At 46.7% G+C, this 287-nt stretch carries 1 protein-coding gene; it reads left to right on the top strand.

Going from position 1 to position 287, the window contains the following annotated elements; all coding sequences use genetic code 11:
* Positions 1-287 (top strand): erythromycin esterase family protein (locus HC175_RS23325; protein WP_168140117.1); only part of this gene is annotated, 287 nt, incomplete at both ends.

Genomic DNA, 287 nt, shown 5'->3' with positions numbered 1-287 from the left:
CAAAGAACGGACCGGTACGAAGATGAGCCCGAAGCAGGCCTCAATGCTGAGCTAAATTCCCTGGTGCTAAAGAATGCCGAAAAATATTATGAGGCCATGGCACAATTCGACCATTCCTCCTGGAACGTGAGGGACAGCCATATGGTGGAAACATTAAATACATTAATGAACTATTACGGAGAAGACGCCAAGGTAATTATTTGGGAACACAATACACATATAGGAGATGCCCGCGCCACAGATATGGCTGCTTCAGGTTTACACAACGTAGGGCAGCTGGTAAGGCA

The sequence above is a fragment of the Salinimicrobium oceani genome (genome assembly GCF_012037645.1).
This window is presented reverse-complemented; position numbering and strand designations above follow the sequence as displayed.